Below are 19,284 nucleotides of genomic sequence, written 5' to 3'. Positions count from 1 at the left end.
GCGGACGTTTAGGGCGCTAATTTTTTGGCTTTGCTCCGCAATCGACTTGCGCATTCAGGACAGTGCCCTGTCGGCCATAGGTGCTGTCTGTCACTTTGCAGCCGGAAGCTTTTTCAACCGCCTTGACCAGGCTGGGCGTTTTGTTGGGCGCGTCGCCCAGGCCGCTGGGGAGCGCAACAGACCAGGTGCTGGCCGTTACCTGTTCTACCTTGTAGGTGATGCCGTCCGAGACCACTGTTTGCGGAGGCGACTGGACAGCCATAGGGGACGAGGTGCACGCGCCAAGCAGAAGGGACAAGCCCGCTGCGGCGAGGCCTGCGACGTACTTCATGGCGCCGCAATGCGAGAAAGCTGCCACGAACCGCCGGCTAATGTTTCATTTGCGCTTCTATGAGCCGAAACCGCTTTACCGGGCGCATGCAGGCCAGCCTTGGGCTGTGGCACCAGGGGCGGAGGGTCGGGGACCTTGGATTGCGGACACCCGGCCAGCAGGGCCGTTGCAAAAACCATGGCCAGGGAGGATATATGTTGCTTCATGTCGGGCTTCCGTTCGATGATGTGATGAAGATACGTTGACCCCGCACCCTCTCCCAGCGGCACGCAAGCCGCACGTGTGTCAGTCCTGATGCCGTGCCCCTGTGATGGTTGGTCCTACGGGTTCAACCCCTGGGGACTCAATGTCCTCAAGCTTTTTTCGCCTTCTGCGGTTTGAACCCCAGCGTCTTCATGGCTGCGGACAATGCGCAGCGGGCTGCCTCGTAGCCTTCCCAGGGATGATTGCCAGTTGCCAGACGTTCGGCAACGTTCAGGGCTGTCCAGTGGGCGCCACTTGTCAACGTCGACAGTTCGGTCCATGCCACCGGGACGGACACGCCCAGCCCTGGCCGGGCACGCACAGACCATGCGGAAACAGTGGTGGCGCCAAAACCATTACGCAGGTAGTCGACAAAAATTTTGCCCACCCGATTTTTGGGCCCGCTTTTGGCAACGAAGCGCTGGGGTACAACACTGGCCAAGTGGCTAACGATGGCGTGTGAAAAATCTTTCACCGTGTCAAAGTCATAAGACCGTTTGAGCGGGACAACAAGATGCAGGCCTTTGCCACCGCTGGTTTTTAAAAAACTCGTCAGGCCCAGCTGCTCCAGAAAATTCTGGACGAGTTGCGCGCCTTCTTGCACTTCTGCCCAGCCTGCACCTTCACCGGGGTCAAGGTCAAAAGTCATGCGATCGGGTTTGTTGATCGAGCGGGTGGTGGCGTTCCAGGTGTGAAACTCAACCACATTCACCTGATTGGCCGCCAGCAACACTGCTGCGGAAGGGATCTCAAGCAGCGGGCCGTGCCCGGGATCAAGGGCGGGGTCCAGCAACTTGATGCCGGGGATGGACGTGGCCTCAGCGTGTTTCTGAAAAAACAGCTCGCCCGCGATACCGGAGGGGGCGCGGACCAGTGAGGTGGGCCGTGCTTTCAGATGCGGCAGGATGAGCGGCGAGACGGCAGCGTAAAACTCAACGAGGTTTTGCTTGGTAAAACCCGTGGTCTCATCAATGACACGGTCAGGATTGGTGATGCGAAGTGATTTCATGGCAGCTTGGGGTGGGATGCTTGCGCCGGGCTGTGTGCCGGCCTTCGTACTTGCGCTTTTCACCGCGGCGGTTTTTTCGCGGGGGATGTTGGTGGCAGGTTTGTCGGTCCGAAGCCCCTGAAATACCGAATGGCGGATGTGCCCGCTGTGCGTCCATTCGCCGAATGCAACCTCGGCTAAAAGCTGCGGCTTGACCCACTGGCCTTTGGTGCCGGCCGGCACACTCGCGAACGGGGACGCCGTGGTGTGCAACGTAGACAGGCGCTTGTGAAGGTCCCGCAAGGTTTTTTCATTGAAGCCCGTCCCAACGTTTCCCGCATATTGAAGCTGGCCTTTGGCGTCATGCACACCCAGCATCAACGCGCCCAAGCCTGTACGTGAACCTTTAGGGGCGGTGTAGCCGCCAATGACAAACTCCTGGCGCTGCTGGGTTTTGAGCTTGATCCAGCCGGCCGAGCGCCGCGAGGTGTAGGTGGAATCAGCGCGCTTGCCAATCACGCCTTCAAGGCCCAGACGCTGCGCCGAGTCCAGCATGTCCTGCGGCGTCTGTTCAAAAGACTCGCTGAACCGGATGTTGGGGTGCGGGTTGCTTGATAGGGCGGTGCGCAGGATTTCCCTGCGCCGGATGAGGGGCAGTTCGCGCAAATCAAAGTCGTCGTAGTAAGGCAGATCGAACACGTAATAAATGATCTCTGCCGTGCTGGCGCTGTCAAAGGCGTTTTGCAAAGCGCCGAAGTTGGGCAGGCCCTGTGCGTTCATCACCACAATCTCTCCGTCAAGCCAGCCTGATGAAAGGCCAAGCCCCGCAAGCGCTTGCTCCAGCCGTGGCAGTTTGGCGGTCCAGTCATTGCCGTTGCGCGTGTAGCAGCGTACCGATTTCCCGTCGATACGGGTGAGCAGCCGGTAGCCATCGAACTTGATTTCATACACCCAGCCTTGTGGATCTTGGGGAACCTCGTTCACCAGGGTAGCCAGTTGAGGCGCAAGGCTTTCAGGCATCTCGGCTTTGATGGCACCTTCAACGATTTCCTGTTTCCGCGGCGCGCTGCGCGATTTTTTGGCGGGTAGCTTCGCGATGGTTTTGGCTGTGGGACGGGAGGGGGTCACTGGGACAGGGGTTGCGGCCCCACCTGGCAAGGCCTTGCCAGTAATCACGCTGTTGGGCAGCTCTGTCAAAACATTAAATTCGTCTTCAGCGCGCGCGTATTCGTCTTTTTCCTTGATGAGTAGCCAGGGCTCGTGGCTTTCGCTGCCCTTGCCGTGCATGCGAACCAGCGTCCAGCCACCTTTGAGTTTTTCGCCCTGCAGTTCGAATTTGAGCTTGCCGCTTTTCAGTCCCTTGATGGGGTCACCCAGCGGTGTCCACAGGCCCCGATCCCACACAATGACATCACCGGCACCGTATTGCTTTGCCGGGATGTTTCCCTCAAACGCCGCGTAGGAAATTGGGTGATCTTCAACGTGGACGCCCATGCGTTTGATCTGCGGATCCAGACTGGGGCCTTTGGGCACCGCCCAGCTTTTAAGCGTTCCTTCAAGCTCCAGCCGAAAGTCATAGTGAAGGTTGCGGGCAGCGTGTTTCTGGATCACAAAGCTCAAGGCCTTGTCCGAGCGTTTGCCGCCTTCAGCGGGTTCAGTCGTTTGGCTGAAATCGCGTTTGGCCCGATAACTTTTCAGAAGGTCGTTCGCGCCCATCGCGGTCCTTTCCGTTTAGTGCGTGATGCCATGACCTGCTCCTGTCGTCTATTTTGGAGTTCGGGCGATGCGCCAGATTGGTCATTACTTTAAGAATTGCGGCACCCGCGAACTGTGGGTAGGGGCCGAACGAAGGCGTAGGACGAACGTAGGGCACGTTTAGGCCCCGCACCAAGTGTGTGCGGCAGTGCTACGGAAGTGATAGCGAGAAGCCCTTGTCGTTTCAGGGTAAAGACCGGGTTGGGCTCAAATACGCAGCGTGGCGGGGACTGGGAAAACGCCTAGTTGGCTGTGACGTTTTCGGTCCTATGATGCAAATTCATTAATTTTCCGGAGACTGAAAAATGGCAAATTTTCCTCGCATCGTTTGTGCTGCATTGGCAGCTTCGGCAGTGGTTTTGGTCGTCGCGGGTTGCGGCATGATGAAAAAAGCATCCCCCCCGGTGGCTTTGACGACCCAGCTGCGCGCCGCCAATGAAGTTCCGCCTGTTGCCAGTGCTGCTACGGGCCAGGTGGATGCCGTATTCAACAAGGACACCAACGTTCTGCGTTGGGAGCTGAAATATGACAACCTGAGTGGCCCGGCGACCGCAGGCCACTTTCACGGTCCGGCTGCAGTGGGCACCAACGCTGGTGTTGCTTTGGGCTGGGCCAGCCCGATGAGCAGCCCCATGATCGGACAAGCCACGCTGACGCCAGCGCAGGCCGCAGATCTGCTGGCAGGCAAGTGGTACGCCAACATCCACACTGCCAAATTCCCCGCTGGGGAAATTCGTGGCCAGATGACTGTGCGTCCTTAATCGGTACGTTAACTTCTCAACAAAAAGCCAGGCTAGCCGCCTGGCTTTTTTTATGCCCGTCACGTGTCCTACAGAAAGCGGGCCTGGCTACTGACGATGGGCGGACCGGCGCCGGACTAGGGTCAGGGCTGATATCCACACGCTGCCCCGCAGCCCAACCTGAAGGAAACAAGCCATGAAACCAGAGAAAGCAAGTTCCGACAAGCAGACTACCTCCAAACATCCGCAGCCTTTGGGTGGCGAGCACCAGGCACTCGCAGAAAAGGCGTCCAACAGCTCGGCCAGCGTCAAGGCGCGTATCGATTCGAAAAACATGCCAGACAAGCCAGCGCTACACCAGCAACACATGCCCAATAGCTCGGGCCGCAAGTAAATCCGCGTTGTTTCGCGCGCTGTCCAGAACTTTTTCAGCAACCCAAGGAATTCCTGATGTCAATCAAACTGACCCATGTACTGGTTTCATCCCTCCTCACCGTTGCGGCGTCTGCAGCCCTGGCGCAGCCCGTCGCGATGGAGGAGCGCCTCCTGGCTCGCGGTGCGGTGGCGGATGTCACACCCCGTCAGCTGTATACGACGGCCATTAAAGAGGCAAATGGCGGCTACAAACTTTACCTGGCTGAATGCGCCACCATGGCCGCTGCTGAACGTGCATCCTGCCGGAACGAGGCCCGCGCTGTGTACAACCGCGAAATGGCCGCCGCACGCGCGATTCTGCGGAAATAGCAGAGACCTTCGTGCGTTCCTTCGGGCAGCGGGATTGACCCGGCAAGCCCGGATGTGGCCCGATCTCGGCCTTGGGTACCCATTTAAGTTCTACGGGGTGGCTTAAAACCTTAAAATGCAGGGTTACCCCCGATCCTGCATGAACGCTCCTATCGACGTCTCCTTTTTCGCGCGCGCCGCAAAACCGCTGACCAGCTACCGAAAGTACTGGGCCAGCCGCTTCGGCACGTCGAAATTTCTGCCCATGAGCCGGGCAGAGATGGATGTTCTGGGCTGGGACAGTTGCGACATCATCATCGTGACCGGTGACGCATACGTGGACCATCCCAGCTTCGGCATGGCGGTGATCGGCCGCATGCTGGAGGCGCAGGGCTTTCGCGTCGGCATCATTGCTCAGCCTGACTGGCAGAGCGCCGACCCGTTCAAGGTGCTAGGCAAACCGAACCTGTTCTTCGGCGTGACCGCCGGCAACATGGATTCAATGATCAACCGCTATACGGCGGACCGCAAGATCCGCAGTGACGACGCGTACACCCCCGGCGACATTGGCGGCAAACGTCCGGACCGCGCCGCGCTGGTGTATTCGCAGCGCTGCCGCGAGGCCTATAAAGATGTGCCCATTGTTCTCGGTGGCATCGAAGGCTCACTGCGCCGCATTGCCCACTACGACTACTGGTCTGACAAGGTACGCCGGTCCGTCGTGATCGACACCAAGTGCGACCTGCTCCTGTACGGCAACGCCGAGCGTGCCATTGTTGAAATCGCGCACCGTCTGGCCGCCAAAGAACCGGTGGCCAGCATGACCGATATCCGCGGCACGGCTTTTATTCGCCGCAGCGGTGACGAGACGGCGCAAGGATGGTTCGAAATTGATTCCACCAGTGTGGATGCGCCCGGTCGGGTTGAGGCGCATGTCAATCCGTATCTGATGATTTCGGAGCAGGCCAAAGAGCAGGGCGCAAGTTGCGCGCGTGAAGATGAGGCGGCGGAGGTTGCGGTGAAAGCTGAATCAGCCGGTTCGCCTATCCTCACCGCGATGCCTCAGGCCAACCCGGCCATCAAGCCACTGATCTTTGTCCCCAATCCCACTTTGCCTCACATGCAAGGCCGCATCAAAGTGCCGCTGCGTGACCGCTCGGTGATCCGTCTGCCTTCGTACGAGAAAGTTAAAAGCGACGCCGTGCTGTACGCCCACGCCAACCGCGTGCTGCACCTGGAAACCAACCCCGGCAATGCCAGGGCTTTGGTGCAGGCGCACGGGGAGGGCACTACCGCACGCGACGTCTGGATCACACCACCACCCATCCCGCTGACCACGGCCGAGATGGATTACGTGTTTGATTTGCCGTACGCACGCTCTCCGCATCCGGCCTATCAGGACGAGCACGGTAGCCACGACGGCGCAACCAAAATCCCCGCCTGGGAGATGATCCGCTTCAGCGTCAACATCATGCGCGGCTGCTTCGGTGGCTGCACCTTTTGCTCCATCACCGAGCACGAAGGTCGCATCATCCAGAGTCGCTCCGAAGACTCCGTGATCCGCGAGATCGAAGCCATTCGCGACACCGTCAAGGGATTCACAGGCGCGATCTCCGACCTCGGCGGCCCAACGGCCAATATGTACCGCATCGGTTGCAAGTCGCTGGAAATTGAATCAGCCTGCCGCAAGCCAAGCTGTGTGTACCCGGGCATCTGCCAGAACCTCAACACCGATCACAACCCGCTGATCAAGATGTACCGGCGTGCGCGAGCGCTGAAGGGCGTAAAGAAAATTTTGATCAGCTCCGGCCTGCGTTACGACCTGGCCGTGCAAAGCCCTGAGTACGTGAAAGAGCTGGTCACGCACCACGTTGGTGGTTACCTGAAGATCGCGCCCGAGCACACCGAGCAGGGGCCGCTGACCAAGATGATGAAACCCGGCATCGGAAGCTACGACAAGTTCAAGCAGATGTTTGAGAAGTACAGCCTGGAGGCTGGCAAGAAGCAGTTTTTGATTCCGTACTTCATTGCGGCACATCCCGGTACCAGCGACGAAGACATGATGAACCTGGCGATCTGGCTGAAGAAAAACGGTTTTCGCGCTGACCAGGTGCAGACTTTTTACCCATCGCCCATGGCCACGGCCACCACGATGTACCACACCAACAAGAACCCGCTGCGCAAAATCACGCGCGACAGCGAGACGGTGGACATCGTGCGGGGCGACAAACGCCGCCGCTTGCACAAGGCCTTTCTGCGCTACCACGACGCCAACAATTGGCCACTTCTGCGCGAAGCACTCAAAGCCATGGGCCGCGCCGATCTGATCGGCAATGGCAAACGCCATCTGATCCCGACCTTCCAGCCACTCACCGACGGTGGCTACGTCAGCGCGCGCAAGAAAAATTCGACCTCGGTCGCGTTAAAGCCGGCAGCCCCCGTCAAGGGCCGCATCCTCACGCAACACACCGGACTGCCGCCGCGTGACAACGGGTCCGGCAAGCCCGGTGGCAAACCATTTGGCCGCAAGGCGCGCTGAACGGGTCGCGTCAATGGGTTGTGCGGCATGGATCCCGGATCGAGTCCGGGATGACCGCAGGGGAGGGTTGGGCTCTTGTTTTGAGCAAGAAATAACCCTCTGGCCCAGGCTACACGGGCGCTGACAGCTACTAAATCAATAGCGGCAGCGCTTTCACTCCGGCGGACTCAGGATGTAGGCAGCCCGTTGGCCGCGTACTGGGCAACATACTCACCGGTCGGCGGGATCGGCTTGATGACGTCGATCAGCACCCCGTTCGGGTCGGCGACGATGAAGTGGCGCTGGCCGAAAGCCTCGTCCCGCAGGGATAACATCATCGGAAGCCCTGCAGCCTGCAGACGAGCGTACTCGGCGTCCGGATCCTCCACTTCGAAATTAAGCACCAGTCCGTTGGCGTAACCGCGGCCCGCCTCGGGGATCGTCGGGTGCTGGCCTTCCACAATGGCCAGGTTGACCCAGCGATGGGTGGTGGACTGCAGGTGCACATACCAGTCACTCGTGAACAGCGGTGCAAAGCCAAAGTGATCCTGGTAGAAAGCTGCCGTTGCGGCAACATCGCGAGCCATCAAGACGGGGTAGTAGCTGGAGATTTTCATGATTTCATTCCTTTCAATTAACATACACATTGCATGTAAATGAAATATTAACCTACAGTCTGTATGTATGCAAGAAGAAACAACACGTCGATCCAACCGCGAACGTACGGAGACCACCCGCCAGGCATTGATGGACGCGGCGCGTGCGCTGTTCATCAGCAAGGGTTACGCGGACACCTCCACGCCGGACATCTGCGCGTCCACCGCAACCACGCGCGGCGCGCTGTACCACCACTTCACAGACAAGCGTGATCTGTTCCGCCAAGTGGTGGTGCGGGAAGTCCACGCCATCACGGCGGACATCGTGGCGGCGACGCCTGCGCGGCTCAAGCCGCGTGAAGCCCTGATCGCCGGAAGCGATGCCTACCTCAAGGCCATGAGCGTTCCAGGACGCACGCGCTTGTTATTGATCGATGGGCCTGCTGTGCTGGGCACAGCGGAGATCATGGCCATAGACGAAGAGAACGCGGCTAAGACCCTCAGGCAAGGGCTGCGCGCTGCCATGCCCGGAGCGGAAGATGGGTTCATCAACGCTTTGTCAAACCTGCTCTCAGCGGCTTTTGACAGGGCGGCGCTGGAGATGGATGCGGGCGGCGACGCCGACGAAATCCGCGCGACCTTGCTGTGGTTGCTCAAAAAAACGCTGGGATAGCGGCACCGGCCCGTTGTGCGCATTTGTTCACATCAAATCGGCAGTTGGCCCAAATAACACGGGCGCAGATTGCTATCAATAACATAGCGATAGTGGTTCACAACTGGACGTGCCATTTCTTTGCAGCGGCGGGCGCACGCAGGGTGCCATCCGGAGGGTGGCTGCCAAAGTTCCGTGTGAGAATCTTTGTATGCGCATACGGACTCAAATTCTTCTGATGGCGACGGCTGTGATGGTGCCGGTCATTCTGGCCGCTGGTATCGCGCTGGACAAAATCATGGAAGGGGAAAAGCAGGCCGCCTTGCGTGGCCTCAAAGAAACCGTTCGTGCCACGGCGTTGATCGTTGACCGTGAGGTTCAGGGTTCCATGTGGGCCTTGAAGGCCCTGGGCAATTCCCCCAGTCTCGAAAATCGCGACTTCAAGGCCTTTTATAACCAGGCTGCAGCGCTCAACCAGATGCCCGACGTCTGGACACTGCTGCTGGACGAAACAGGCACGCAGATTCTGAACACGGTCAGGCCGCTCGGTACGCCGCCGCCAGCGCCTCTCTCGGGTGGCAAAGTCGCGCAGGTGGTCGCTACCCAAAAACCGGTGGTGACCGATCTGGTTGTCGGTCCGGCAACGGGAAAACTCGTCACCAGCGTTTATGTCCCGGCGGCTGCTGCGGGCGGCAAGAGCTATGTGGTGGCCCAGGCATTCTCGGTTGAGCACTGGAAAAAAACGGCCCTCCAAGCGTCCATGCCCTCGGACTGGATCGTTGCCGTGATCGACCGCAACGGTAAATTTATTTCGCGAAGCCACGGGAGCGACGAATTTTTGGGGAGGTCTGCCAAGCCAGAATTGGTGGCCGCAGCTGCGGCGGCTGATCAGGGTTTGATCAGGCACTTCACTGTCGAAGGCGTGGATTCTTACGACGCCTTTGCACATTCCTCGCTGACCGGGTGGACCATTGCCGTGGCTGCACCCGTCAAATCCATTGAGTTGGCGGCGCAGCGTGCGGTCCAGGTGGCTGTAACCGGAATTTTGTTGGCGGTGGGCGTGGCACTGATCATCGCCGCTGCTTTTGGTCGCCACTTGATAAAGGCCATAGAAGGCGCGGGCAGCGCGGCAGGGGCGTTGGGTCGGGGCGAGCGTCCCCTGGCCGTGCAGACGGGCATTGCGGAGGTGAACGACCTCAACCGCGCGCTGGTGAACACCGGCGCGCTGCTCGATGTTGAAAGGCAATCCCGGCAGGCAGCGGAGGCTGAGCGACAACGCCTGCTGGAGAACGAAACCCTGGCCCGGGAAGCGGCGCAAGCGCAAAACATGGCCAAAGACCAGTTTCTGGCCATGCTCGGCCATGAGTTGCGCAATCCCCTGGCAGCTATCTCCGGCGCCTCGGCATTGCTGGAGCGGGGAGGATTGGGCAAGGACGGTGCCGAGCGTTATCTGGAAATCATCACCCGGCAAAACCGCCACCTCGGCCGCATCGTCAACGACCTGCTGGATGTGAGCCGCCTGATGGCGGGCAAGATCGAGCTGGACCGTCAACCGTTCAACCTGGCGGACTGTCTGAATGACTGCGTTGACGCATTACGCACCACAGAACGCGCTGAGGGATATGTCATCCTTGTGCATGCCAGTCCCGTCTGGGTTGATGGTGATGTGTCGAGGATGGAGCAGATTCTGAACAACCTGATGACCAACGCGCTCAAGTTTTCGCCCTTTGGCGGCGAGATTGAAGTGACTGTTTGCGAGGAAGCAGGGCGCGCCGTCGTTACCGTCAGGGACCGGGGCGCAGGCATGACACCAGAACTGCTTTCACGCGTCTTTGAGCCCTTCGTACAAGGTCCGCCTCCAGTCAATCGGGCGCAAAGCGGGCTCGGCATTGGATTGGCTTTGGTCCGGCAGCTGGTTGAACTCCATGGAGGAGAGGTGGAGGCGTCCAGCGCGGGCGCTGACCGCGGAAGCCTGTTCTCCTTTTGGGTGCCGTCCATTTCGGCGCCAGGTGTCACGGAGACCGCAGCGAACATCGCCGCGCCACAGCGCCGCAAGCTGGTCTATGTGGAAGACAACCCGGACGCAAGGACCACGATGGGTCAGTTGCTGGAAATGTTCGGCTACGAGGTGTTTTCAGCCCAAGACGGAGCTGGCGCATTGAGCATGGTGCTTGCCGTCAAACCAGACGCCGTGATCCTTGATATCGGCCTGCCTGACATGGACGGCTACGAGGTAGCCAGGCGCCTGCGCGACAACCCTGAAAGCCGGCAGATCCCCTTGATCGCTTTGACCGGTTATGGGCAGGTTCGGGACAAGGAAATCGCATCGCTCGCCGGTTTTAATACGCACCTGGTCAAACCCGTTGATCCAGACGACCTGGCCAGGGCGATCGAGGCGGTGCTAAAGCCACAAACAGACAGCCCGCCGGGTTAGATGAACGTGGGGCAAGCGTGGTGCCCATGGCGGCATGGAGCTTGTTTTGTAAGCGAAAACGGCCGTTTGCCCTTTATTGACGCTGATACATAGCTATCAATGTGATAGCGTGTGCAGCGGAATGTCTTTTTCTGCCGCCAGTTTGTCAAGCTGCTCATGGCTTTGTGTCTTCAGGAAAGCAGCAATGGCCTGATGGGTTGCCGGTGCAAACATGGCCTTTATGCTGGTGACTTCAACACCCGCTGCACCACACAGGCTGGCCGCAAAGTGCGGCTCGAGCGCGGCGACCGCCACTCGGCCATCCTTGCAGGGATAAACGCGGTAACCGGCATGACCGCCGCCGACGGCTGCACCCGGTGTGGTCAGGCCCCAGGCGCGCGGCAGACCGAGGTAATTCGCTGACTCGGACAAAGCCACTTCAAGAAACACCCCCGCGGGATGTGGCTCGCCCGTACCTGCATAACGCTCGCGCTGCAGCATCACGGCCTGCAGGATGGCTTCTACCGCCATCAACGAACCGCCCATGTCCGCATAAAGTGTGGGCGGCAATTCCAGGCCGGTCACAAGATCGTTTTCAGCAAGATAGGTCAGGTCATGGCCGGGCTCCTCTGCCCGGCTTCCAGGCGCGCCGACGATGGCGACGTGGCACAGCGCCGGGTAGCGCGTGTGCAGCGCTTTCCAGCTCAGCCCGAGCTTGACGAGAGCAGAGGGGCGAAAAGAAGTGAGCAACACATCGGTTTTGGCCAGCGCGCGATGCAAGGTCTGCTGGCCTTTGGCGGTTTTCAGATCTGCCACGCCGACCTTGACTCCTGCGTGAAGCGCCGCATAGGCCGAGGGGTTGTAAGTGCCCATGGGATCGCCAGAGGCGCCTTGAGGAGCGTTGGCGGGTGCAGGAGGTTCAAGCTTGGTGCATCGTGCCCCCATGGCCCGGCAACGCATCAGGGCGGCGGGGCCTGGCAGGTTGAGCGCCAAACTGAGAATCCGTACCCCCTTGAGGGCTTGCGGGGGCGTGGCGCGTTTGGCAGGTGAAGTTGCGGGCATGAGGATGAAGTGGTTGTGCGGCTGGTGGCGAGCGGGTAACTGCAAGCAATTTAACCTCAAAAGGCTGGGAAGAACTGCAGGAGTCTATTCAGAGGTGAGGCTAAAAATCAATGTTTTATAGAAATTAATTATTGTTTTATAGAAAGTATTGCGCGATACTCGGGTTTTGGAAGGGATCTTCATGAAAAACACGCTCTCCTCCGCGACCCTCTCTACCCCTGAGGTTCAGCGGCTCAACAGCGCCTTTGCCTGGGCCTGCGCGTTGCTGGCGGTGGCCCTGCCTGTGGCCGTTTGCTACCACCTGATGACCACGCCCACCGTGGGCCTGTTGCTGCGTGCCGGTGTCAATCTGTCTGCGGTGCAGGCGCAAGCACTCGACGTGAGCTTTTTGCAGCGCAGCCTGGCGGTTGCGCTTGGCATGACCCCTGTGCTGTGCGCCTCTTATGGACTGGTGTGTGCCATGCGCTGCTTTTCGGGCTTCTCACAGGGTGAGTATTTCAGCCTGCGCACCGTGCGTTATCTGCGCGGCTTTGCAGCCGGCATTTTTGCGTCTGTAGTGGCCGGTTTTTTCGCCTCGATGTTGATCAGCGTGGTGCTCACGGCTGGTGCGCCTGCTGGCCAGAAAGCGCTGGCGTTTGGCCTTGGCAGCAACGAGCTGCTGACCTTGCTGTTTGCGGGCATGGTGTGGCAGATTGCAGCAGTCATGGCCAAAGCCGTGGCACTGGCCGAAGAGAACGCGCAGTTTGTCTGACCAGGGCCTGTTCTCACTATTTATGCAAGATGCGTTGCGAGTCAAAAAGGTCATGCGTGAGGCGCAAAATGCAGCCGGGCTGGAGCCCGGCAAGGCTTTGCAACGCTGCGCATGGCCTTTTTGGCCGCAACCCGGAGGGAATGTGGTGAAAACAACGCCACTCGTTGTTGCACTCCTAGCTCAGCCCACCAGGCTGAGCGTCGTCGCGCGCCTAGATTGGCGCTGTTTTAACCACATTCGCACTTGCATAAATAGTGCGAACAGGCCCTAAGTCCCGTGTCCATCGTTGTCAAACTCGATGTGATGCTGGCACATCGCAAGGCAAAGTCCAAAGACCTTGCCGCGTATGTCGGCATCACGGAAGCCAATTTGTCATTGCTCAAGCAGGGCAAGGTCAAGGGCGTGCGCTTTGATACCTTGCTCAGGATTTGCACATTCCTTGACTGTCAGCCGGGTGACCTGCTTGTGTGCGAGCTTGATGACGCGAGCAAAAAAACAGCGTCATCCCGGACTTGATCCGGGATCCATGCCACATGAACTACTGTCGGGCGCGAGAGACGTAGGTGTCAGCAACCCGCAATCACAAGAGCGGTTATTCAAAAGGCAGGCCCACGTAGTTTTCAGCCAGCGACGTTGCCGCTGCCTCAGAGCGGATTAAATAGTCCAGCTCGGCCGCTTGCACTCTCGGCCCAAAGCCCGTGTCATCCGGAAACTTGTGCATCAGCGAGGTGAACCACCAGGAGAAGCGCACTGCTTTCCAGACACGCCGCAGGCAGGTGTCTGAATAGTTGTTGATACCGGCTTCACTGCCGGCGTAAAACTCCGCGAAAGCCTGCGCGAGGTAGCGTACGTCGCTGGCCGCAAGGTTCAAGCCTTTGGCGCCTGTGGGTGGCACGATGTGGGCTGCATCCCCGGCCAGAAAGAGGCGGCCAAAGCGCATCGGTTCGGCTACAAAACTGCGCAGGGGGGCAATGCTTTTTTCAATGGACGGGCCGGTCACCATCGCCTCAGCAACTTCAGGGGCGAGGCGCCTTCGCAGCTCGTCCCAAAATGCGTCGTCGCTCCACTGGTCCGCCTTGTCTTCCAGTGCGCACTGAATGTAGTAGCGGCTACGCGTGTGGCTGCGCATGCTGCAGAGGGCAAAACCCCGCTCATGATTCGCATAAATAAGCTCATCGGACACAGGCGGCGTTTCTGACAGCACGCCCAGCCATCCGAAAGGGTAAATGCGCTCAAAGGTCTGCAGGGAGTCCGCGGGAACACTCGCGCGGCTGACACCGTGATAGCCGTCGCAGCCGGCGATGAAATCACAAGCGACTTCATGGGTAATACCGTCTTTGGTGTAGCGCACGGAAGGTTGATCTGAATCAAAGTCATGCAGAGTCACGTCCTGCGCCTCGTACACCGTGGTGAGCCCGGCTCCAGCACGCGCGTCCATCAGGTCTTTGGTGAGCTCTGTCTGGCCATAAATCATCACCCGCTTGCCACCGGTGAGCTTGTGCAGGTCGATCCGGTGATGTCTGCCGTTAAACCCAAGCTCAATGCCGCCATGCACCAAACCTTCGCGGTGCATGCGCGCACCGGCGCCCACCTGGTTCAACAGCTCAATCGTGCCTTGCTCCAGCACACCCGCGCGAATACGGCCTAGGACATATGCCTGGCTACGCTGCTCGAGAACCACCGCGTCAATACCTGCTTTGTAGAGCTGCTGCCCCAGCAAGTGGCCGGCCGGCCCACCGCCCACAATGGCTACCTGTACGCGCATGATGGACTTTTGAAGGGTTGATTGAAGTGCATCCTCCAAGCGTAGGGCGCCCGTTGTGCCCTGAACGTCGCGTTGATCCGGCCTTGCACGATGTGTGGGGCGATTGTGCGATGATCGCGCAATGATCGCCCCAAAAAAGCCGCCTGTGGCCGGCGCCTTTCCCATCGCCAAGGCCGACCTGATTGAAGGCATGGCCAAGGGCATGGCGGTGCTGGAAAGTTTTGATTTTCAGCGCCAGCGACTCAATGCCACGCTCGCGGCTGAGCGGGCAGGTATCACCCGGGCGGCTGCCCGGCGCCACTTGCTGACCCTGGCACACCTTGGTTATCTGGAGACCGATGGAGGTTACTTCTGGCTCGCTGCAAAGGTGTTGCGGTTTTCGGGGAGCTACCTGGCTTCAGCCCGCCTGCCGCGTGCGATCCAACCGACCTTGAACCGCCTTGCAGCACAGACGCAGGAGTCCTATTCCGCAGCGGTACTGGACGGTGACGAGGTGGTGATTGTGGGGCGCAGCGGCTACGAGTGGAAAAGCGGGGCAGACAGCGCAGGCCGCGTGTTGGCTTATGGTTTGCACCTGGGTGCACGGTTGCCCGCCCACGCCACGTCCACTGGCCGCATTTTGCTGGCGGGGAAAACAAAAACCGAGTTGACTCAGTGGCTCAGGGGCAGGGCGCTGGCGCGCCTGACAACGCGGACCACGACTGACCTCAAACAATTCCGGGCGATGGTCGATCAGGCCCGCGCAGATGACTGCTGCGTTGCCAGTGAAGAGCATGAGCTGGGCGTTCATGCGATGGCCGTGCCCTTGCGCAACATGCAGGGCAAAACCGTCGCGGCGCTCAACATCGTGGCCTCACCGCAGCGTCTGCCGGTGCAGACCATGCAGAGGGACATTCTTCCTTTGCTGCTTGACGCAGCACGGGAGCTGCGGCCCTTGCTGTGAGTTAGACCTGGTTGGCCGATCCGGGCAGGGTAAAGAAAAAGGTGGCGCCCTTGTCGGGTGCAGCGTCAGCCCAGATACGACCGCCGTGCCGCTGAATCACCCGCGCCGCCGTGGCCAGGCCGATGCCTGTTCCGGCGTATTCAGTCACCCCGTGCAGGCGCTGAAAAGTGCCGAACAACTTGTCTGCATAGGCCATGTCGAAACCGGCGCCGTTGTCGCGCACAAAGAAGGCACCGGCTTGCGCTGAGCGGCCAAAAGATATTTCGGCATTTGTCTTGCGCGCGCTGAATTTCCAGGCGTTACCCAGCAGGTTTTCCAGCACTGACCTGATGAGCCGGCTATCGCCGTGCACCACGAGGTTGGCCTCTATGTTGATCATTGCCTGGCGGTTGCGGTCGCTGGCCTGAAGGCGCTCCATGATCTCGTTGGCTATGGCGCTGAGGTCTACCACCTCATGGCGGAGTTCCTGGCGCGCAACATGCGCCAGCGTCAGCAAGCCTTCAATGAGATTGCCCATCTGGCTGACGCCATTCTGGATGCGCGTCAGGTAGTGCTGCACCTTGCCGCGCTCAGTGCTGCCAAGCTCTTTGGCCAGCAGGCGGCTGAAACCGTCGACGGTGTTGAGGGGCGAGCGCAGATCGTGGGAGACCGAATAGGAAAATGCCTCGAGCTCGGCATTGGACAGGCGCAGCGCAGTTTCGATGGCCTTGATCTCGGTGATGTCGACGTCGATACCCACCCAGAAAATGATCTTGCCTTCCTCATCAAACACCGGTGACGCGCGATAGGACATGGTGTGATAACTGCCATCGATGGCTTTGAGGCGCCGCAGCCCGCTGTACGGTTTGCCGGTTTTCTCTGCTTCCATCCAGGTCTGGGTGACGGATTCCATGTCATCGGGGTGGACGAGTTTTATCCACTTAAAGCCATACCAGTCGGGCGGTGAGCCTCCGGCCAGGTCGTACCAGGCTTTGCTGATAAAGGTGACCGAGCCTTTGGGGTTGATGGTCCAGATGGGTTCCGGCGCTTGCTCGGCCAGGGTCCGCAGCAGGGCCTCCTGGCGCGAAAGTTCGCTCGTGCGAGTCGCAATTTTTTCTTCGAGGCCGCTGTTGAGGTCCTTGATCTGCTCAAGCAGTTTGACGTTGTCAATGGCAATGGACGCAAGTTGAGCCAGCTCTGCCGCCACATATTCATCCTGCTTACTGAAGTCGCCTTCTTCCTTGTCTGACAGTTGCAGCAAACCCATGTTTGCGCCGTCGCGTCCTATCAATGGCACAGCCAGCCAGCCGCGCATCGCAGGGTGCTTGTCGGCGTACTTTCCAAAGCCACGCCAGCGCGGATGGGCTTCCCGCTCAGCCTGCGTCAGGCGGATGGGTTGGTTGCTTTCACACACGATGGAATAGATGCCGCTGCCGTCAGTTTTTTCCATCCATTCCCGGTAGGCTGCATATTTTTCAGACAAGGAAATACCGTTAATGGCCTGAGCCCAGTCAGCGTTGAGGCTCAGACTGACGATGGCCTGATGGGCACCGATGATGTTGCGCACCTCGTCCGCCACAACCTGCGTCACTGTCTCAACGCTTCGCTGCTGGGTGATGAGCTGGGCTGCATCCGCTGCGCGCTGCAGGGTCTTGAGGTAAGCCTGAACGTCTTGCTCGGCCTTCACGCGCTCGGAGACATCAAATGCCACAGCAAAGATCGCGTCCCGACCGGCGTACCGGATCTCCTGTCGAATCAGTTCGACGGGAAACTCGGTTCCATCCTTGCGTCGGTGGAGCCACAGTTCGGGCGTGTTGTAGGGCAGCCCTTCGGCCATGAGTTGGTGGATACGGGCCTGCTCAGTGGGGGGGCGCAAGTCAGACGGCGTCATGGTCTTGAGCTCATCGAGCGAGTAGCCGTAGTTGCGCACAGCTGCCTCGTTGACTGCGATGTGGTTGAGCGTTGATTTATCCATCACCCACATGGGGACAGGCGCGGCGTCAAATAGGGCGGCATGGCGCTGCTCGCTTTCGACCAATGCCTGCGCTGCCAGTTTGCGCTCGGTGATGTCCTGAAGCGCACCCTGCATGCCGGTGATGTTGCCATTGCTGTCGCGCGTTGCCTGGCCCATGGAGCGCACCCAGACCTTGCGCCCGCCCGGTGTGATCATCTCCAGTTCCAGATCAAACGGCGTGCCGTAGCTCACGCAGTCCTGCGCAACACGGGTTGCCACCTCGCGCCACTCGGGTGCGCAGACCTCGATCGCCGACTCCAGATGCGTGGAGCCATCGTCATTGAGCCCCAGAAGGAGGCGGGCTTCGTCCGACCAGACAAAACGCCCCGAGTCCACATCCATCGCCCACCCGCCCAGTCGCGAGATCTTTCCGGCTACCTTCATGAGTCCGGCTTGCGCCTTCAGGGCGGCATCAGCTTGCTTGAGATCGTCAATGTCGGTGGAGGTGCCGTACCAGGACACGATCCGCCCCGCGCTGTCGAAATTGGGTGTCGCCCTGGCTAGCTGCCAGCGGTAGCTGCCGTCCGCATACATCAGCCTGTGCTCGTTGGGAACCGTGGTTCCGGTGTCCATTGACAAGCGGCCCGCTTGCAGAGCCTCCTCAACATCGTCGGGGTGAACGCGTTGCATCCAGCCACCTGCCAAAGCGGCCGCGGGCGGTTGGCCCGTCACCGTAGTCCACTGGTTGTTCACATAAGTCAATATTCCATTGGCATCGGTCATGAAAACAATCTGCGGCATGGCCTGCGCCAGGCGGTGAAAGCGCAGCTCATTCTGCTCGTGCTGGCGCGACTGGCGCCGCAGCACGGTAAGAAGCAGGCCCAACAGAACAGAGGCGCCCAGCCAGATTGAAAAAGCAAGGGTTGCAAACCGGGTCCAGGACGCAATCACTGCCTGGTGCGAACGCCCCACGTTCACGATCAGGTCGGGGTAGGTTGAAAGGGTGCGGTAGGAAACGAGGCGTTCCTGGCCGTCAAAAGCACTGATGGTCCGGTAGCTTCCCTGCGGACTTTTAGGGAGGCCGCTTGCAAAGACGGGCAGATCGAGAAACGTTTTGCCGATGGATTTTTCGTCAGTCGGGCTGCGCATCATGAGCACGCCATCCCGACGAAACAGCGCGACCGCGCCGTTGGCGCCAATATCCAGTTTGCGCCACAACTGGTCGAAATAGGGGGGCTCAATAGCGGCGACCATGACGCCGACCACCTTGCCCGAGGCTGATCGCAAGGGCCGGGAGGCGCTGATCAGCCAGGTACCCTTGGACCGGCTAAGGATGGGAGCGCTGATGTAAAACTCCGTATTTGGTTTTTCCCGATAGATGCTGAAATACTCCCTGTCTGCAAGGGAAATGCCAATATTGCCAACGTCGGAGTCGAACAAAATGCGTCCATCCGGACCGACAACCCACATGGCCCGCACAAAAGCGAGGTCTTTGAGTTGCTCACGCAACATGCTGCGAACCGAGTCCTCAGACAGACGCTGCTCAGCTTCAAGGGTTTTAAGGCCGCGAGAAGCAAGCTGAAGCCGCTGGTCTGCGGCCTGAAGGGACCGGCTGGTTTGCTCTTCGATGACATGAGCCAGCGCTTCGTTGAGGGTCTCGCCGGACTCGATGGCCTCAGCCCGGAGGTACCAGAGAGCCGCAGCCACGCCGCAGCCTGAGAGGAGGATCAGCGTCGCGGCCATCGGGAAGACCCTTCGGCCGAAGGGCTGGGCGCCGGATTCTGTCAGAGCGGGTGAGGGTCGGGACGGTGTGTCTGTCTGCCAAGGCCACCGCATGAATCCGACCTTTCAATTGGCCCGCTTGGGCGGCG

General features: G+C 59.6%; 15 protein-coding genes. 9 read left to right on the top strand and 6 right to left on the bottom strand.

Annotation, left to right across the window (positions count from 1 at the left end; translation table 11 throughout):
- Positions 1-16 precede the first annotated feature (16 nt).
- Both VE934_RS12940 and ligD read right to left on the bottom strand, forming a co-directional pair.
- Complete coding sequence (locus VE934_RS12940; RefSeq protein WP_324888114.1) at positions 17-331, bottom strand: hypothetical protein; 315 nt, start codon at positions 329-331, stop codon at positions 17-19.
- 352 nt (positions 332-683) lie between these two features.
- Complete coding sequence (gene ligD, locus VE934_RS12935; RefSeq protein ID WP_324888112.1) at positions 684-3,278, bottom strand: DNA ligase D; 2,595 nt, start codon at positions 3,276-3,278, stop codon at positions 684-686.
- 344 nt (positions 3,279-3,622) lie between these two features.
- Here ligD and VE934_RS12930 point away from each other — a divergent pair, with 344 nt between their 5' ends.
- The 4 genes from VE934_RS12930 to VE934_RS12915 all read left to right on the top strand — a co-directional run bounded on the left by VE934_RS12930 (position 3,623) and on the right by VE934_RS12915 (position 7,319).
- Positions 3,623-4,078 carry a CHRD domain-containing protein gene (locus VE934_RS12930; protein WP_324888110.1) on the top strand — a complete coding sequence of 152 codons (456 nt, stop codon included), beginning with the start codon at positions 3,623-3,625 and terminating at the stop codon, positions 4,076-4,078.
- 175 nt (positions 4,079-4,253) lie between these two features.
- Positions 4,254-4,451, top strand: a complete 198-nt coding sequence (locus VE934_RS12925) for a hypothetical protein (RefSeq protein ID WP_324888108.1) — start codon at positions 4,254-4,256, stop codon at positions 4,449-4,451.
- Positions 4,452-4,507: 56 nt separating this feature from the next.
- Positions 4,508-4,801 carry a hypothetical protein gene (locus VE934_RS12920; RefSeq protein ID WP_324888107.1) on the top strand — a complete coding sequence of 98 codons (294 nt, stop codon included), beginning with the start codon at positions 4,508-4,510 and terminating at the stop codon, positions 4,799-4,801.
- Between the two features lie 139 nt (positions 4,802-4,940).
- A complete protein-coding gene (locus VE934_RS12915; RefSeq protein ID WP_324888105.1) occupies positions 4,941-7,319 on the top strand; it encodes a YgiQ family radical SAM protein in 2,379 nt (792 codons plus the stop codon).
- Between the two features lie 167 nt (positions 7,320-7,486).
- Here VE934_RS12915 and VE934_RS12910 read toward each other — a convergent pair whose 3' ends face one another.
- Positions 7,487-7,915: a VOC family protein gene (locus VE934_RS12910; protein WP_324888103.1), complete on the bottom strand. Its 429-nt coding sequence runs from the start codon at positions 7,913-7,915 to the stop codon at positions 7,487-7,489.
- Between the two features lie 67 nt (positions 7,916-7,982).
- Here VE934_RS12910 and VE934_RS12905 point away from each other — a divergent pair, with 67 nt between their 5' ends.
- Both VE934_RS12905 and VE934_RS12900 read left to right on the top strand, forming a co-directional pair.
- Complete coding sequence (locus VE934_RS12905) at positions 7,983-8,567, top strand: helix-turn-helix domain-containing protein (protein ID WP_324888101.1); 585 nt, start codon at positions 7,983-7,985, stop codon at positions 8,565-8,567.
- 190 nt (positions 8,568-8,757) lie between these two features.
- The gene (locus tag VE934_RS12900; protein WP_324888099.1) at positions 8,758-10,980 is read left to right on the top strand and encodes an ATP-binding protein; all 2,223 of its coding nucleotides are present in this window, start codon (positions 8,758-8,760) and stop codon (positions 10,978-10,980) included.
- Between the two features lie 96 nt (positions 10,981-11,076).
- On the opposite strand, the gene VE934_RS12895 is transcribed toward VE934_RS12900, so the two are convergent.
- The gene (locus tag VE934_RS12895) at positions 11,077-12,021 is read right to left on the bottom strand and encodes a CoA transferase (protein WP_324888097.1); all 945 of its coding nucleotides are present in this window, start codon (positions 12,019-12,021) and stop codon (positions 11,077-11,079) included.
- A 181-nt stretch (positions 12,022-12,202) separates the two neighbouring features.
- On the opposite strand from VE934_RS12895, the gene VE934_RS12890 reads away from it, so the two are divergent.
- Complete coding sequence (locus VE934_RS12890) at positions 12,203-12,772, top strand: DUF2975 domain-containing protein (protein ID WP_324888095.1); 570 nt, start codon at positions 12,203-12,205, stop codon at positions 12,770-12,772.
- 276 nt (positions 12,773-13,048) lie between these two features.
- Positions 13,049-13,288 (top strand): helix-turn-helix transcriptional regulator, encoded by a 240-nt coding sequence (locus VE934_RS12885; RefSeq protein WP_324888093.1) that lies wholly within the window; start codon positions 13,049-13,051, stop codon positions 13,286-13,288.
- Positions 13,289-13,364: 76 nt separating this feature from the next.
- On the opposite strand, the gene pobA is transcribed toward VE934_RS12885, so the two are convergent.
- On the bottom strand, positions 13,365-14,537 hold the full coding sequence (gene pobA, locus VE934_RS12880; protein WP_324888091.1) for a 4-hydroxybenzoate 3-monooxygenase: 1,173 nt from the start codon (positions 14,535-14,537) through the stop codon (positions 13,365-13,367).
- Between the two features lie 121 nt (positions 14,538-14,658).
- Between pobA and VE934_RS12875 the strand changes: the two genes are divergently transcribed.
- Positions 14,659-15,480: an IclR family transcriptional regulator domain-containing protein gene (locus tag VE934_RS12875; protein ID WP_324888089.1), complete on the top strand. Its 822-nt coding sequence runs from the start codon at positions 14,659-14,661 to the stop codon at positions 15,478-15,480.
- A gap of 1 nt (position 15,481) precedes the next feature.
- On the opposite strand, the gene VE934_RS12870 is transcribed toward VE934_RS12875, so the two are convergent.
- Entirely contained in the window at positions 15,482-19,156 is a 3,675-nt protein-coding gene (locus VE934_RS12870; RefSeq protein ID WP_324888087.1) for a PAS domain S-box protein, read from the bottom strand.
- Between the last annotated feature and the right edge of the window lie 128 nt (positions 19,157-19,284).

The organism is Polaromonas sp. (assembly GCF_035638815.1).
GTDB lineage: Bacteria > Pseudomonadota > Gammaproteobacteria > Burkholderiales > Burkholderiaceae_C > Polaromonas.
The sequence above is the reverse complement of the archived record's forward strand: the minus strand, read 5'-3'. Positions and strand labels throughout refer to the sequence as shown.

Bases quoted from the DNA above. Each gene is read 5' to 3' on its own strand.
- ligD (WP_324888112.1), bottom strand. From the start codon at position 3,278: ATGGGCGCGAACGACCTTCTGAAAAGTTATCGGGCCAAACGCGATTTC.
- VE934_RS12890 (WP_324888095.1), top strand. From the start codon at position 12,203: ATGAAAAACACGCTCTCCTCCGCGACCCTCTCTACCCCTGAGGTTCAG.
- VE934_RS12870 (WP_324888087.1), bottom strand. From the start codon at position 19,156: ATGGCCGCGACGCTGATCCTCCTCTCAGGCTGCGGCGTGGCTGCGGCT.
- VE934_RS12875 (WP_324888089.1), top strand. From the start codon at position 14,659: ATGATCGCCCCAAAAAAGCCGCCTGTGGCCGGCGCCTTTCCCATCGCC.
- VE934_RS12900 (WP_324888099.1), top strand. From the start codon at position 8,758: ATGCGCATACGGACTCAAATTCTTCTGATGGCGACGGCTGTGATGGTG.
- VE934_RS12930 (WP_324888110.1), top strand. From the start codon at position 3,623: ATGGCAAATTTTCCTCGCATCGTTTGTGCTGCATTGGCAGCTTCGGCA.
- VE934_RS12910 (WP_324888103.1), bottom strand. From the start codon at position 7,915: ATGAAAATCTCCAGCTACTACCCCGTCTTGATGGCTCGCGATGTTGCC.
- VE934_RS12940 (WP_324888114.1), bottom strand. From the start codon at position 331: ATGAAGTACGTCGCAGGCCTCGCCGCAGCGGGCTTGTCCCTTCTGCTT.
- pobA (WP_324888091.1), bottom strand. From the start codon at position 14,537: ATGCGCGTACAGGTAGCCATTGTGGGCGGTGGGCCGGCCGGCCACTTG.
- VE934_RS12915 (WP_324888105.1), top strand. From the start codon at position 4,941: ATGAACGCTCCTATCGACGTCTCCTTTTTCGCGCGCGCCGCAAAACCG.
- VE934_RS12920 (WP_324888107.1), top strand. From the start codon at position 4,508: ATGTCAATCAAACTGACCCATGTACTGGTTTCATCCCTCCTCACCGTT.
- VE934_RS12905 (WP_324888101.1), top strand. From the start codon at position 7,983: ATGCAAGAAGAAACAACACGTCGATCCAACCGCGAACGTACGGAGACC.
- VE934_RS12895 (WP_324888097.1), bottom strand. From the start codon at position 12,021: ATGCCCGCAACTTCACCTGCCAAACGCGCCACGCCCCCGCAAGCCCTC.
- VE934_RS12925 (WP_324888108.1), top strand. From the start codon at position 4,254: ATGAAACCAGAGAAAGCAAGTTCCGACAAGCAGACTACCTCCAAACAT.